Origin of the sequence: Pantoea stewartii (assembly GCF_011044475.1) — a bacterium.
Classification (GTDB): Bacteria; Pseudomonadota; Gammaproteobacteria; order Enterobacterales; family Enterobacteriaceae; genus Pantoea; species Pantoea stewartii.
Genome location: NZ_CP049115.1, coordinates 3,508,348 through 3,522,830, shown reverse-complemented (window position 1 = coordinate 3,522,830; position 14,483 = coordinate 3,508,348). Strand labels below are relative to the sequence as shown.

The following is a 14,483-nucleotide window of genomic DNA, read 5'->3' as shown; positions in this document are numbered from 1 at the left end:
CTGCTACTTTTCGTTCACGTTTATTCTTTCGTCGGCACCAAAATCATTAATAAGAACGGCGTTAAGCGTATATCCCTGAAGGGATGACTGGCCTTTTAACGTAATACGCTGCTCACTAAACGGTGCCAGCGTCACGGCTTCATGCCAGGGAACACGGTTATTTCCTTTGACCAACGCAAAAGATCGAATATTGGCGTAAAAGGGCGAGGCATTGCGGAAAACGATGTCATGTCCCTGAATATGGTATGAGAGCGCATTCTTCAGGTTATCCATGGAAAAATTCAGTCCATATGGGCGAACGATAACCTTTACTCTGTTCTTAATAATCAAATAGAGTTTATTCTTATCCTCCAGCCCTTTTTTTAACGAGGGGATCTCGGTGTAATCCATATAAAACAGTGACTCTCTGTCCTGAGGAAGATTATTCTCCGTCACGTTGAGCTTTACCGTTTGGCCGGCTTCAGGAGCAATCCTGAATATTTGCGGTAACGCCACAAAAGGGGGGACAGAATGATTATTGAGATTGATCGCCTGAATCTGAATCAGCGCTGGCTGATCGCCAGTATTCGTAAACTGAAGCGTTTTTTCTTTTTTCGCACCGTCTACAATGACGCGCGTGCCATTTAATACGACGCTTGCCTGACAAAACATGGCTGAAAAGGCCAGAAAAAGAAGAACTAGAGACTTCAACACAGGGTTCTCCTGCCCCCTTAAAAGAAGGGGGCCTGATGATTAGGGATAGCTGACAGAATATTGAACGCTACTTAAAACCGTACCGGCGCCCGCCTTTCCAGAGTCGCTGTAATAGACGACTGAAAAGTTTTGCGATGCGCTGGTGCTTCCGCTTTCCAGCGTCATACCGGTGACCCTGGCCGTCCCACCCGACAAATCTATCGCGTTGTCGTTACTGTCCAGTAAACGCAGCGCCACGTTTTCGGCGGTGCCGGTATTGAGTAAATCGCCGGTGGGCGAAATATTATTGCCAGCCAGATTAATTGCCATTGCCTGTGTTGATCCGGCGTCCGGTGCGACGCAACCGGTTAAGTTAATCGTAAAAGGTGTTTTACCGGCGGTTGATTTTGCTGTACTCAACTCGGCCGTTGAAACGGTCGGCAGCAAAATAATCGGGCTGCCGGTTGCATCATTAACATTGACGTTACAGGTTTGTGCATTGACCTCGCCCTGAAAGCGAATTGTATTTTCTGAGGCTGCAAAAACATGGCAAGACATTAAACTCGCACTACAAACAACAAGCGTCATGCAGCGTGAAAAAGAGCTGGCTTTCATTGATTCCCTCTTATGATTTTTGATGAATAAAGATGCGCATTGGCGGCGAGGATCATAAGGCGCACGGCAGGGGAACGGTGTGTGAAGTGTTCTGAGCTTATGTGAAGGAATGCACCATCAAATAGAAAGATATTTAAATTCAATTAGATGGTGTTAATCCTCTGTTACTGAAATGAGAGTCCCCTTAAGATAACCACAGACCGGGAACCCACAAAGAACGTTAACGATCGCCACGTTTTATGGCTTATTTTTCGCAGAGGTAAAGCGGAACAGGGCCGGAATAAAATGTCCAGGTGTCAATACCTGTCCTTTTGATGACAAAGGGAAACGTCGCCCCCACGTTAATAAAAAATGCCGGCAGCCACTTTTGCTGTTCCTGCTGGGACATTTGATTATCCGGGGACGATTCAATTAATGTTGACCGGGCAAGGTACAGATCGCCCTCGCGCTGATAAGTAAACCGGATAATTTTGCTCAGACGAGTAACGTTATTATCGTGATCGGTGAGTCGGCCGGTGATGGCGATAACACCGTGCCCCTCTCGCATATCATGAGAGGTGATGACGGAAAATGTCTCACCATTTCTGATGTAATTACTGTTTGCAATACAATGGACAGAATCCTGTCTGAATAAAAACACGACAATGCCTGCTGCTGTCATCACGATTACAGCCAACAGAAAGGTTAACTTCACTACTTACTCCTTATATAATAATACGAAATACAGTCGGGGGAACCGAAAAACGAGAGTGCATTTTTACATTGCAGTACCGAAATGCGTTCACCATTGGTAAATGCCGTGATATAAATCTTTCGTCGTTCTGTACAACTGACTTTACTGTCAACGGCGATGCGCGCGACCAGGCCATTACCGGCTTTTTCATTGGCGTATATTTCACATCCATTCATATCAAACCGTTTAATAAAAATCATCTCGTGGCGGTGAAGTGAAAAGGTCATGATGGCAAAACCACAAACCAGTATCGTCATCACCGCCAGTCCCGTGATAAAAAGATGCCGTGTCGAAATAGCATAGCGATAAGCGCCTTTGCTGACAGTGAATTCAGCAGGCTCAGGACGGCTGATGGGCTGTTGAGATTCTGGTTCAGAATACGGTGCGTTCTTAATAAGGTTTTCTGAAATATCCTCATCATCCTGAATAACGGATTCCGTTGTATCGCACGCACTCGCCTCTTCACCGGACGTAGCGAAGGGCGGAATATTCTGTTCGTCTTTCTGGTCGTTTTTTCCTGCCCCAGCGTCCTCATCAGCAGGCGCAATTGTCGACTCCTCAATAAGAATCGCATTTGCCAGCATGAAGCCACGGCGTGGAATGGTCCTGATCACATCCTGACGGATATTGCATGCCAACAGCGCTTTTCTGATGAGCGAAATACTTTGATATAACGCATTGGCACTGACCTCCATCCCAAACCGTCGCCAGGCATACTGATAAAACGCCTCATGATCGACAATTTCGCCCTGCCGCGCGATCAGCAATTCAAAACAATATGAGACTGAAGAATGCAGCTTCAGCACCTGATTATTACCAACAATTTCCCTTTTCCCAGGATAAAAAACCACTTCATTACCAATACTTATCTTTTTCATATTATTAAATCCGGATATATCCTTATTTCTGTCTTATGAATGCTCCCTTAATATAAGCCAGTAAATAATATTGAACTTACATTTAACATAAACAAACAGAAGAAATAAAATAATTTCAGACTTTAAATACGAAATAATGTTACTCAGGAATTCAAAATTCTTTATTTTGTTTGTGTATGTTACGTACGTTATTTGGAGGGCGCGGTATTTCGCAAAGCATTATTTTTTGTAATCAAAAAGGCGGGAAAATAACAGGCGCAGAAAACAGGACGTGAGGAGCGGCAGGGTGTCCCCTCACCGCCCCGGCGTGCAGGCAAAAACCTCAAAGGGCGCTTTGTTCGCCCAGCATACCTTTCACCAGTTCAATACAGCGCAGGAAGCGCGCGTCATAATCTTCTTCCTGCACATGAACGAAGTCGATGTTGTTTTCACCTAACATCGCTATCAACATGCTCTGGAACTCGCGGCGATCGACAGAGCTGCCCAGGCTGCGTAACCCGTCCGCTACCCAGGGTACGTTGTTTTCCAGCAGGATCACCAGATCGAAGCGATACTCGTCAATCATGGCCTGAACAAACGGATGCTCACGGCCTTCATACTTTTTACAAAATGCCTGGGTCGTGACGAAATCGGTATCAATAAATGCCACTTTATTGGCATATTTCACCGCAAAATCGATGTACTGTGCATGGCCCAGCGCGATCTTGTCGTAGTCTGAATACTGAAGCGCCATCTCATCGCCGCCCAGATGTGAAAAGACATAGTCGCGGCCATATTCCCAGGCGCTGGACGTGTTAAAGATGTTCGCCAGCTTATTCACCAGCATCGATTTCCCACTCGACTCACCGCCCAGAATGGCCACGGTGCGCACAAAGAAGGGCTTCACTTCGGTGGGGATGTAATCCCAGAAGCGGAAAGGATCCTGACGAATCTGCGCGCCGCTGATATTCATAAACGATCGGTTCGGATCGATCAGTATGGTTTGAATGCCCAGATGCTGTTGATACATCTCAGCATCTGGTGCCTCACTGGTATAGACGCAGTCTGCCGCAATCCCCTGCTCTTCCAGAAAGATCTTTACCCCTGCGCTCCACACATCCCAGCCATGAGGATAGGGCTCAATCCCCTCTTCATCGAAGGCGTGAATGCGAATATTTTTCTGGTACTTAAAGGTTTGCAGTAACCAGCGCAGACGATCACTGACGGTGGGCTGCTGCGACATGGCGCTGTTTTCAAACAGGCTCAGATCGCGCGGCTCGTCGTAGCCCATGATGATATGCAGCTCATCGACCTGACTACAGGCGCGCTGAATCAGATAGATATGGCCAGTATGGAGCGGATAAAACTTGCCAAAAATCACCCCTATTTTTTTATCGCGACGGGGGAATTCCAGGCCGAGAAAACGGTGCAGAGCCTCCAGCTTTTGCGCGCTGGGGCTTTTAATTTTCGCGTTAAGCAGTTGGCTTAAATACCCTTTGGTCATGCCACTGGCATCGGCCACCTGTTGAAGCGTGTGGCCCTGCTGGCGAATCGCCGTTTTTAAATAATCAAACGCCGACATGTGGTGCCTCCTGCAAGCAATGTTCAACGAGGGGAAGAGCGTAGCCTGTCGTCTGCCCGGTGACCATACGGCCACCGGACAAACGGACTCGCTTAGAGATCATCAAGGATAGCCAACGCATCCGCCAGCTTCTTCGCGCTGTATACGCGCATGCCCTCAATCGGCTTTTTCGGTGCGTTACCCGCCGGCACGATCGCCCGCTTAAAGCCATGTTTAGCCGCTTCAGCAATGCGCTCCTGTCCGCTGGGCACCGGACGAATCTCTCCGGCCAGTCCGACCTCGCCAAAGATAACCAGATCCTGCGGCAAAGGGCGATCGCGCAGGCTGGACACCATCGACAGCATCAGGGCCAGGTCAGCACTGGTTTCCGTGACTTTCACGCCGCCGACCACGTTGACGAACACATCCTGATCCGCCATTTGCAAACCGCCATGACGATGCAGCACTGCCAGCAGAATGGCCAGGCGGTTCTGTTCCAGACCGACCGCAACCCGACGCGGATTGCCCATCATCGAATGATCCACCAGCGCCTGAATCTCAACCAGTAAAGGACGGGTGCCTTCCCATAACACCATGACCGAACTGCCGGACGTGATCTCTTCACCACGCGACAGGAAAATGGCGGACGGGTTGCTCACCTCACGCATGCCCTGCTCGGTCATGGCAAATACGCCAAGTTCATTGACGGCACCAAAGCGGTTTTTATGGCTACGTAACGTCCGGAAGCGGGAATCGGCATCGCCGTCCAGCAGGACGGAGCAGTCAATGCAGTGCTCCAGAACTTTTGGCCCGGCCAGCGATCCGTCTTTGGTCACATGGCCCACCATGATAATTGCCACGCCACGGGTTTTAGCGAAACGCGTCAGATAGGCGGCCGTTTCACGCACCTGCGCCACGCTGCCCGGCGACGACTGGATATCCGCCATGTGCATCACCTGAATCGAGTCGATCACCATGATTTGCGGCTGCTCCTGCTCCGCAATCAGGCAGATCTGCTCAATGCTGGTTTCCGACAGCATGTTCAGATTGTCACTCGGCAATCCCAGACGATGGGCGCGCATAGCGACCTGCTGTAATGACTCCTCCCCGGTGACGTAGAGGGTTTTCATTCTCTCGGCTAAACGGCACATCACCTGCAACAGCAGCGTCGATTTCCCGGCGCCGGGGTTACCGCCAATCAGAATGGCACTGCCCGGCACCACACCGCCACCCAGCACGCGGTCAAACTCTTTAAAACTGGTCGAAAAACGGGGCAAGGCTTCCAGACTGATTTCGGACAGCTTTTGCACCCGACTGGTTCCGGCATTGCCTGCATAACCGCTGAGGCGCTCATTGCGCGCCGCCGCCGGTGAGGCCGCAATACGCACCTCGGTAATCGTGTTCCAGGCGTGACAGGCGCTGCATTGCCCCTGCCAGCGTGGATAATCTGCGCCGCACTCGTTACAGACAAATGCGCGTTTTGCCGCTTTGGCCAAAACAACTCCTCAGTTAACGCTCTTCGTGAATCAGGCTACCGGTCAGGATGCAAAACACGCCCATCAAATCGGCATGCCGAATCGTGACGGTGGTTTGCTCATTGACTTTCGGTTTGGCATGGTAAGCAATGCCCAGCGCCGACGCTTTTATCATCAGCAAATCATTAGCACCGTCGCCGATCGCCACGGTCTGCTCTGGCGCAATCTCAAAACGCTTCGCCAGCTTTTTCAACGTCTCTGCTTTGTACTGTGCGTCAACGACAGGACCCAGCACTTCGCCGGTGAGTTTTCCGTCCCGGATTTCCAGTTCATTAGCGGCTATTGCCGCCAGATGCAGCTTATCGCGCAGGAACTCGGCAAAATAGGTGAAGCCACCTGAGGCAATCGCGACCTGCCAGCCCAGCGCCTGTAATTTTTTGGTCAGCGTGGTCAGACCCGGCATTAAGGGCAGTTCGTCGCGCACCTGCTTAAGAATATTGGCATCCGCCCCTTTCAGCGTCGCCACGCGCTGGCGCAGGCTGGCGGTAAAATCCAGCTCGCCGCGCATCGCCCGCTCGGTGACTTCTGCCACCTGCTCGCCGCAGCCCGCCAGTTTGGCTATCTCATCAATACATTCGATTTTGATGGCGGTGGAATCCATGTCCATGACCAGCAGGCCCGGCGTTTTCAGGTGGGGGATTTTCCCCAGCGGCGCTACGTCCAGCGCCAGCTCGTGCGCCAGTTTGCTGGCAAACGGCGTCAGGGAGCCCGCCAGGCGGATGACCTGATAGTCGTCAACGTTCCAGGCGCTGACGATCACCATGGCGGCCCCAAGCTGATGCTGGTAATCGGTCAGACGCTGTTTATCCAGACCGCGACCATAGAGTAACCAGCCGGTTCGGCCAGCACGGTAATCCAGCGGCATGACTTCATCACCGCTCAGTGAAAGGGGCAACCCCGGCCAGAGAGAGACATCAGCAGGCAGATCGCACCAGGTAAGATGATTTGACATCAGGGCTCCTGTAGGAACAACAAAACCACGCAAGAGGCTACCTTGTCTGCGCTGCTTCTGGCAACATAATATCCAGGCTTTCTGTCGTCACGTGATTCGGATAATTAATGGCTAAAACCGCACTGAAATTTCGCTTACATCGCACGGTGATTGTTTTGATTTCACTGGCGCTGTTAGTGGTGCTTATGCAAGGCGCATCCTGGTTTAGCCTTGGCCATCAAATGGCCCGTTCTGAACAGGCAGAAGAGCTGGCCCAGACGCTGACCCGGCAGGTGGCTTTCAGTCTGAAACCTTTAATGGATAACAGCGAAGACAATCGTAGCCAGATTGAGGCCATCATCAGTCAGATGACCGACAACAGCCGTATTCTGGATGCGTCCGTCTATGCAGGCGATGGCAGCCTGGTGGCGCACAGCGGCGAAAATATCAACGTGCGCGATCGGCTGGCGCTGGATGGCAAGCGCGCGGGCAGTTACTTTAATCATCAAATTGTCCAGCCGCTCAGCGGCAGCAATGGCCCAGCTGGCTTTCTGCGCGTTACGCTGGATACGCACGTGCTGGTCACCGAATCACGCCAGGTGGATAACACCACCAATATTCTGCGCCTGATGATGCTGCTGGCGCTGGCCATTGGCATCATCCTGAGTCGCACGTTACTGCGCGACCGTCGCACGCGCTGGCAGCAGTCTCCGTTTTTGCTCACGGCCAGTACGCCTGTGAAAGAGGATGACGAAGAGGACGAGAAAAAAGACGACGCCGCGAAACCTTCCGCGTGACGGAAGGGTTTACAGGTCAACGTCTGACAGCCCTCTCCTGCCTTGCTTAACGCTTAGCCCAATGTAAAAGGCCCGTTTCACGGGCCTTACTGACGTTGCACTTCGGGCGAGAGTCAGCTTCTGAGCAGCGCTTCCAGCTCTGATAACGTGTTCACCCGCCAGTCGGGTTTAATTGCGTCAGGCAAGGGGCGCGTCCCATGGTCAACCCAACAGGTTTTAATACCGGCATTCATGCCGCCAAGGATATCGGATTCCGGCGTATCGCCGACCATCAGCACCCGATCGCGCGGTGGGTTTCCCAGCTGCGCGAGCGCATAGTCAAAGATTCTGGCGTCAGGCTTAGGCACGCCCACTTCTTCTGACACCACCAGCGCAGAGAAGTAATCAAGAAAGCCGGTACGCTCCAGACGGCGCTGCTGCAGGGCGGTAAAGCCGTTGGTAATGATGCCCATTTTGACGCGGCCGTGTAGCAGCGTCATCAGGCTGTCTGCGCCCTCCAGCGGCAGGCAAATTTCCGCCATCGCTGACAGAAAGCCATCGTTAAGAATGGCCGGCGCCACGCTCAGTTTTTGCCCCCAGCCGGCAAAGCGGCGAGTCTGAAGCTCCAGTGCGGATAACTGGCCATTCTGGTATTCCACCCATAACGGCTTGTTGACCGCCTGGTAATCTGCAAAATCCTGGTCGGTAAACCGGACATCGTACCCGGCAAACAGGCGTTGCAGGCCGGCATACGAATCAAAGTGAAACAGCGTGTCATCTGCATCAAACAGAATGCAATCCCAGTTATCTAACATCGACATTCCTTACAAGCGGCTACAGCGTCAGCGCCATGATCAGGGCATCTTCACGGCCACTGGCGCAAGGGTAATAGTTGGGACGGCGGCTGACCTGGTTGAAATCCAGCTGTTCGTACAGCGCGATGGCCGGTGCATTGGACGCACGCACCTCCAGCCACAGCGTCATCACATCGCGTGCAAGCAGTTGATCGATTAAATGCTGCAGCAGCGCCCGCCCGAAGCCGCGCCGTTGATACGCCGGATCGACAGCGATATTAAACAGCGAAGCTTCATCCAGCACCACCTGGGTAATGGCAAAGGCGGCCATCTGGCCCTCGACATCCAGCCGCAGGTTGAGAAACCGCTCGCCCTGGTTGCTGATAAAGGTCTCTTCGCGCCATGGAAACGCATGGCTACGGCACTCAATCGCGAAAGCCTGGGGAATCGCGTCAGGCGTGAGAAAAGAAATGGCTGTCATGTTCACACATTTGTTGCCAGAGCGCGCGCCGGGCGGCACCGCTACTCAGGAGTTCATTGAAAGAGGCGCTCGATAACGCCACGCCGTTAAAGGATTGCTCGCTCTCAACGCCCAGCAACCACCCTGCACAGTTCAACGTTTCCGGCAGCATTTGCAGCTGATCCGGCGTAACGGTCATGACCTGCGTGGGTTTCAGACCGAGCGTGTGCAGAACATCACGCAGGAAAGGCTCCTGCAAACCGGGCGGATTTTCCGCCACGATAATCAGTTGGGTATCCGGCAAAAGCCGCACGGCGATTTCGCCCTGGAGCACGCGCGGGCGGCGCAGTTGATACTGCGTTATCCCCATTTGCTGTAAAAGCCAGTCGCGCCTGGACGTCATGGTATACCTGCTTTGCTCGCGGAATGCGACGCTATGCTAGCAAACCCATCGAACATGCGCCAACAAACCACTATAATCTCCGCTCAGATCTTACAGGAGCCCGACATGTCTGCTTTTACCCCGGCCAGTGAAGTCATTCTGCGCCACAGTGATGAATTTTCCACCCGCCACGTTTTATTTGCTGGCGACCTGCAGGATGACCTGCCCGCACAGCTGGAGACCGCCTCTTCCCGTGTGCATACCCAACAATATCATCACTGGCAAAACCTGAGCCGCCGCCTGGGCGACCAGGCGCGTTATGGACTGGTTGCGCAGGCCGACGATGTGCAGGGTTGCGATACGCTGGTTTACTTCTGGACCAAAAACAAACCTGAAGTGCAGTTTCAGTTGCAGAACCTGCTGTCGTTACTGCCCGTCGGCTGTGATGTGTTTGTCGTCGGTGAGAACCGCAGCGGCGTGCGCAGCGCAGAAGGCATGCTGGAGCAGTGGGTGACCCTGGAAAAAATCGACAGTGCGCGGCGCTGCGGTCTTTATCACGGACGTCTGGAGAAGCAGCCCGCCTTTGATGCTTCGGCCTTTGGCAACCGCTATCAGCTGGATGACCTGACCATCCATACCTTACCTGGCGTTTTCAGCCGCGACGGCCTGGATGCCGGCAGCGCGTTACTGCTTTCAACATTCACGCCCCATACCAAAGGCAAAGTGCTGGATATCGGCTGTGGTGCAGGCGTGATTGCGGCGTCGTTACCGGCGCATTCGCCCAAAGTGCGCCTGTGGTTATGCGATGTCCATGCCGCCGCAATCGAGGCCAGCAAAGCCACCCTGGCCGCTAATGGTCTGGAAGGCGAAGTGTTTGCCAGTAACGTCTTTTCCGATGTCACCGGGCGCTTTGACATGATTATCTCCAACCCGCCGTTTCATGAAGGCACCCAGACCAGCCTGGATGCAGCACAAACGCTGATTCGTGGTGCCGTTAAGCACCTTAACAGCGGCGGAGAACTGCGCATTGTGGCGAATGCCTTCCTGCCTTATCCCCAGGTGCTGGACGAAACCTTTGGCAATCATGAAGTGCTGGCGCAGACCGGTCGCTTCAAAGTTTACCGTGCCGTTTACGGTCGCGGTGCGAAAGCCCGTTAATCTTTTTTCTGCCTTTTTCGCCCTTTTTGCGTGTTGCCAGGCTGAAAACGTTGCTTTTTGCAGCGATCGTTTCCGTCTGGCGAAATATGTGTTGACGCATTGAGTAAAATCTCTAAAATGCGCCTCCGTGGTTGTAATACGGTAACGTATTACGGGTATGCGAAGGTGGCGGAATTGGTAGACGCGCTAGCTTCAGGTGTTAGTGTCTTAACGGACGTGAGGGTTCAAGTCCCTCTCTTCGCACCAAAATCACAGATTTCATATCGCGAGCACTGCGCGAAGGTGGCGGAATTGGTAGACGCGCTAGCTTCAGGTGTTAGTGTCTTAACGGACGTGAGGGTTCAAGTCCCTCTCTTCGCACCAATGCGGTGATATGAAAAGACAACAGGATGCGAAGGTGGCGGAATTGGTAGACGCGCTAGCTTCAGGTGTTAGTGTCTTAACGGACGTGAGGGTTCAAGTCCCTCTCTTCGCACCAACGTTGTCCTCCTTTTCTTTTTCTTCTGCTCCCTTTTTACTGTTACTATCCGGTTAATCTCACGCTAATCGCTGCCAGCACGCTCGCCAGCGCCAGACAGGAAGGCAGTAACACATAATGCCGCATCCGCTGATTAAACAGCATCAGCACTGTCAGCAGTAACGCCACCAACATCATCATACGCCACTGCCCGAAGCTGGGTTGCCACAGCGTCATAGCTGGTATTACCGCACAGGCCAGTACGCCCGCCCATGCACTGTCCAGTTTTATCCCGCGCATCATCGTCTCCTCATCAGTCATCGCTGTCAGGACAGTACCTGATTACAGGGATGATAACCATTCCCATTATCATATGATAACTATTCTCAATGCGCAGCTTGTTTTTGTGGCCCGGCGGGAAGATGACAGAGAAACAAGAAAATGCTAAATTGCGGCTGATTACACAATTTATAACAGCAATATTAAATCTGTCGATCGGCTGAAATCATTTGCCGGCTTTTGCTTTGTTATTTCAGGGCCGTCACGAGTATCAATAATGAAAATAGAATCTTATGATGAATTGAAACACAGCAAATACCGCCTTTCTTTCATGCTCTTTTTGTTTTTAAACGCTGCAGTTTCACTATTTTGTCTGCTCCCTTTAGCAGAAAACAATGAAACACAAGTTACTGTACCGGTGATTATGGTGGCTTTCTTCAGTATGACGATGCTGGCCACGTGTTTAATAAAGGCAAAACTAAAATTACCCCTGTTAAATCCTGTGGCGTTGATTTTAGGCGGGTTATGGGCGTGGCATATTCAGCACCGCTACCAGTTTGTTTCTTTGACGGATGGTGGATTTCTGATTGTCAGTCTGCTGTGCGTTTTTTTTATCAGTGCGATTGCCTTAAGCGATTATTTAGTGGCGTTTTGTTTGCACATCACGCCCGCAATGCTCACCGTGCTGATGCTGGATCACGGACAGCATTTACCCTTGATTTTATTGACCATTGCCTTGCCGCTGATCGGGTTTTCTTTACAACATTTAATGCGCCGACGTTCGGAAGATTTTACACTGCGCTTAATGTATCAATTATATGAAGAGAAAGAATCGTTTAGCGATCTCAGTATGCTCGATCCGTTAACCGGTTTATATAACCGCCGCGGACTGAAGAACCGCCTTGATAACATTCTGGATAATCATGCGGGCAGCCATTATGTGTTATTGCTTGATATCGACCATTTTAAGGCCTACAACGATAATTACGGCCACGCGATGGGCGATCAGGCACTGGCCCGCGTTTCCGTCGCTATTCGTGACGCCGTTCGGTCACGTGATGTGGTAACCCGTTATGGCGGCGAAGAATTTCTTGTGCTGATGACCAATGTGAATGCCTCGATTGCCATGAAACTGGCTGAACGTATTCGGCAATATGTCGTCAACCTGGAAATACCGCATATGTTTAATGAGCGCGTTTCTACGCATGTGACTATCAGCGCAGGCATTGCCCCTATTTACGATGATGAATTTGATCAGGCGGTTGCGAACGCCGACCGTGCGCTTTACGTGGCAAAAAATCAGGGGCGCAATACCATCCTCGCCTGGGAAGATCTCCCCGTACTTCACAACACCGTCAGCGAGATCGGCTAGCCGCCGTGCCGGGTCGCAGGACCATCAGCCGTCGGCACGTACATCGTACATCACCGGGGGCCGTCTGTCCCCGGCCTGACGGCCATGGCTCTCTCTGTAAGGTACCGTTATGCATTCTGTGACCTATTCTTTCGCTCTGCCGTTTACACCACCGCGGGCTTATGGCAATTTCTACGCCTTCGATTAGTCGGGAGTAAAAAATGAGCCTGGAGTCTGTACGCCAGTTTTTTGCCGAGCGTGCGCCGGAAATAGACATCATTGAGATGCCATACAGTACGGCAACGGTAGAAATGGCGGCACGTGTTCACGGTGTTGAACCGGGACAAATTGCGAAAACGCTGTCACTCAAAGTGAAAAATGAGGTGATTTTGGTGGTCACACGCGGTGATGCACGGTTAGATAATCGTAAGCTGAAAGCGGTGATGGGTGCGAAAGCGCGCATGCTGAGTGTGGACGAAGTGATTAACTGGACCGGGCATCCTGTGGGCGGCGTCTGCCCTTTTGGCCTGGAAAACCCGGTGACCGTGTATTGCGATATCTCGTTAAAAAGCTTTGATGAAGTGTTGCCTGCCGCAGGATCGATTCACAGCGCTGTCCGCATTTCGCCGCAGCAAATGGCTGAACTCACTGCGGCAAAATGGGTAGATGTCTGTGAAACGCGCTAGTGCGTCTGCTTTGCCACCGTTCCCGAAATTGTCATGCCGCGCGTTTCCCGGCCAAAGGCGACAAACAGGCAAATCAATATTGCCACCGTCCCGGCTACAATGGCCATACCAAGACCGTAATTGCCGCCATGCGCTTCAGCAATGCGCGACTGCAGCGTCGCGTTGACGGACGCAATGAGATTCCCCAACTGATAAACAAAGCCGGGCAACACTGCTCTTGCGTTTCCCGGAACCAGTTCGTTCAGATAAGTCGGGATCACGCCCCAGGCGCCCTGCACCATAAACTGCATCAGGAAGGCACCAAGACCAATCGTCCAGGAACCGCTGGAAAAGGCCCACAACGGCAACACAGGCAGCGTCAGCAGCGCCGCGATAATAATGGCTCGCTTGCGCCCAATGCGTTCTGACAGCGTACCGAAGAAAATGCCCCCCAGCATCGCAGCAATATTGTAGGCGATAGCAATAATACTGACCGTGTGCGCATCAAACTGATGCTGCACTTTGAGGAAAGTCGGATACAGATCCTGCGTGCCGTGGCTGAAAAAGTTAAAACAGGCCATCAGCAGCACCATGTAAATACATATTTTCCAGTGCTGGCGCAGGACGGGCATCAGGGCACTGCTTTCTTTACGTTCACGCGCAGCCAGCCAGACCGGGGATTCCGGGACTTTAAAGTAGATGAACGGCAACAACAGAATCGGGACAGCGCCGATAAGAAACATGCCACGCCAGCCTACCATGTCGAAAACCAGACCGAACACAATGGACGCCAGCAAATAGCCACAGGGATAACCCGCCTGGAACAGTCCCGACATCAGACCGCGTGAACGATCGGGTATCGTCTCCATCGCCAGCGAGGATGCCACGCCCCAGATTCCGCCCATGGCAATACCGTAGAAAACACGAAAGGCCAGAAATGCGGTGAAGGTGGGTGACCAGGCGGACAACAGCTCAAACGCCGAGAAAAAGACGATATTCAGCATCAGGATAGGCTTGCGGCCATATTTTTCCGCCATCCGGCCAAACAGTAAGGCACCCAATGGGCGCACCGCCAGCGTCAGCATGATAGCGACCGACACGTCGGTGACGGAATTATGGAAGTACTGAGCAAGATTACTCAGGACAAACACCAGAATAAAAAAGTCGAAAGCGTCCAGCGTCCAACTGGCAAAACAGGCGAAAGCCACATTGCGCTGGGTCGATGTCCAGTCAAGCATACAAGTCTCCTCTCTGAGA

General features: G+C 52.2%; 16 protein-coding genes and 3 tRNA genes. 7 read left to right on the top strand and 12 right to left on the bottom strand.

Annotated features, from left to right (window positions below):
* Window positions 1-3: 3 nt before the first annotated feature.
* The 7 genes from G5574_RS16660 to serB all read right to left on the bottom strand — a co-directional run bounded on the left by G5574_RS16660 (window position 4) and on the right by serB (window position 6,925).
* Window positions 4-693, bottom strand: a complete 690-nt coding sequence (locus G5574_RS16660) for a fimbrial biogenesis chaperone (RefSeq protein ID WP_164482924.1) — start codon at window positions 691-693, stop codon at window positions 4-6.
* A gap of 39 nt (window positions 694-732) precedes the next feature.
* Window positions 733-1,230: a fimbrial protein gene (locus G5574_RS16655; protein WP_226374626.1), complete on the bottom strand. Its 498-nt coding sequence runs from the start codon at window positions 1,228-1,230 to the stop codon at window positions 733-735.
* Between the two features lie 301 nt (window positions 1,231-1,531).
* A complete protein-coding gene (locus tag G5574_RS16650) occupies window positions 1,532-1,981 on the bottom strand; it encodes a hypothetical protein (RefSeq protein WP_006121842.1) in 450 nt (149 codons plus the stop codon).
* Entirely contained in the window at window positions 1,981-2,898 is a 918-nt protein-coding gene (locus G5574_RS16645) for a winged helix-turn-helix domain-containing protein (protein WP_164482923.1), read from the bottom strand. The genes G5574_RS16650 and G5574_RS16645 overlap by 1 nt, the downstream gene beginning before the upstream one ends.
* A gap of 322 nt (window positions 2,899-3,220) precedes the next feature.
* Window positions 3,221-4,459 carry a multifunctional transcriptional regulator/nicotinamide-nucleotide adenylyltransferase/ribosylnicotinamide kinase NadR gene (gene nadR, locus G5574_RS16640; RefSeq protein WP_006121839.1) on the bottom strand — a complete coding sequence of 413 codons (1,239 nt, stop codon included), beginning with the start codon at window positions 4,457-4,459 and terminating at the stop codon, window positions 3,221-3,223.
* Window positions 4,460-4,551: 92 nt separating this feature from the next.
* Window positions 4,552-5,934 carry a DNA repair protein RadA gene (radA, locus tag G5574_RS16635; RefSeq protein WP_164482922.1) on the bottom strand — a complete coding sequence of 461 codons (1,383 nt, stop codon included), beginning with the start codon at window positions 5,932-5,934 and terminating at the stop codon, window positions 4,552-4,554.
* A 13-nt stretch (window positions 5,935-5,947) separates the two neighbouring features.
* A complete protein-coding gene (gene serB, locus G5574_RS16630; RefSeq protein WP_164482921.1) occupies window positions 5,948-6,925 on the bottom strand; it encodes a phosphoserine phosphatase in 978 nt (325 codons plus the stop codon).
* Window positions 6,926-7,032: 107 nt separating this feature from the next.
* Here serB and G5574_RS16625 point away from each other — a divergent pair, with 107 nt between their 5' ends.
* Window positions 7,033-7,701 carry a YtjB family periplasmic protein gene (locus tag G5574_RS16625; protein WP_033740187.1) on the top strand — a complete coding sequence of 223 codons (669 nt, stop codon included), beginning with the start codon at window positions 7,033-7,035 and terminating at the stop codon, window positions 7,699-7,701.
* Between the two features lie 113 nt (window positions 7,702-7,814).
* Here G5574_RS16625 and yjjG read toward each other — a convergent pair whose 3' ends face one another.
* The 3 genes from yjjG to G5574_RS16610 are packed head-to-tail and all read right to left on the bottom strand — an operon-like array spanning window position 7,815 to window position 9,337.
* Window positions 7,815-8,495 carry a pyrimidine 5'-nucleotidase gene (gene yjjG / locus G5574_RS16620; protein WP_164482920.1) on the bottom strand — a complete coding sequence of 227 codons (681 nt, stop codon included), beginning with the start codon at window positions 8,493-8,495 and terminating at the stop codon, window positions 7,815-7,817.
* Between the two features lie 19 nt (window positions 8,496-8,514).
* On the bottom strand, window positions 8,515-8,955 hold the full coding sequence (rimI, locus tag G5574_RS16615) for a ribosomal protein S18-alanine N-acetyltransferase (protein WP_006121834.1): 441 nt from the start codon (window positions 8,953-8,955) through the stop codon (window positions 8,515-8,517).
* A complete protein-coding gene (locus G5574_RS16610) occupies window positions 8,927-9,337 on the bottom strand; it encodes a DNA polymerase III subunit psi (RefSeq protein WP_006121833.1) in 411 nt (136 codons plus the stop codon). The genes rimI and G5574_RS16610 overlap by 29 nt, the downstream gene beginning before the upstream one ends.
* A gap of 105 nt (window positions 9,338-9,442) precedes the next feature.
* On the opposite strand from G5574_RS16610, the gene rsmC reads away from it, so the two are divergent.
* The 4 genes from rsmC to G5574_RS16590 all read left to right on the top strand — a co-directional run bounded on the left by rsmC (window position 9,443) and on the right by G5574_RS16590 (window position 10,952).
* Window positions 9,443-10,474, top strand: a complete 1,032-nt coding sequence (gene rsmC / locus G5574_RS16605) for a 16S rRNA (guanine(1207)-N(2))-methyltransferase RsmC (protein WP_054634539.1) — start codon at window positions 9,443-9,445, stop codon at window positions 10,472-10,474.
* Window positions 10,475-10,633: 159 nt separating this feature from the next.
* Window positions 10,634-10,720: transfer RNA gene (locus G5574_RS16600), tRNA-Leu, on the top strand.
* 30 nt (window positions 10,721-10,750) lie between these two features.
* A tRNA-Leu gene (locus tag G5574_RS16595) sits at window positions 10,751-10,837 on the top strand.
* Between the two features lie 28 nt (window positions 10,838-10,865).
* Window positions 10,866-10,952: transfer RNA gene (locus tag G5574_RS16590), tRNA-Leu, on the top strand.
* Window positions 10,953-10,997: 45 nt separating this feature from the next.
* Here the strand turns inward: G5574_RS16590 and G5574_RS16585 are convergent.
* Entirely contained in the window at window positions 10,998-11,231 is a 234-nt protein-coding gene (locus G5574_RS16585; protein ID WP_006121831.1) for a DUF1435 family protein, read from the bottom strand.
* 256 nt (window positions 11,232-11,487) lie between these two features.
* Between G5574_RS16585 and G5574_RS16580 the strand changes: the two genes are divergently transcribed.
* Both G5574_RS16580 and G5574_RS16575 read left to right on the top strand, forming a co-directional pair.
* Window positions 11,488-12,582: a GGDEF domain-containing protein gene (locus tag G5574_RS16580; protein ID WP_006121830.1), complete on the top strand. Its 1,095-nt coding sequence runs from the start codon at window positions 11,488-11,490 to the stop codon at window positions 12,580-12,582.
* Window positions 12,583-12,782: 200 nt separating this feature from the next.
* Window positions 12,783-13,247 carry a YbaK/EbsC family protein gene (locus G5574_RS16575; protein WP_033740183.1) on the top strand — a complete coding sequence of 155 codons (465 nt, stop codon included), beginning with the start codon at window positions 12,783-12,785 and terminating at the stop codon, window positions 13,245-13,247.
* Here G5574_RS16575 and G5574_RS16570 read toward each other — a convergent pair.
* Entirely contained in the window at window positions 13,244-14,464 is a 1,221-nt protein-coding gene (locus G5574_RS16570; RefSeq protein ID WP_039338800.1) for an MFS transporter, read from the bottom strand. The two genes, G5574_RS16575 and G5574_RS16570, sit on opposite strands and share 4 nt — an antisense overlap.
* Window positions 14,465-14,483 lie beyond the last annotated feature (19 nt).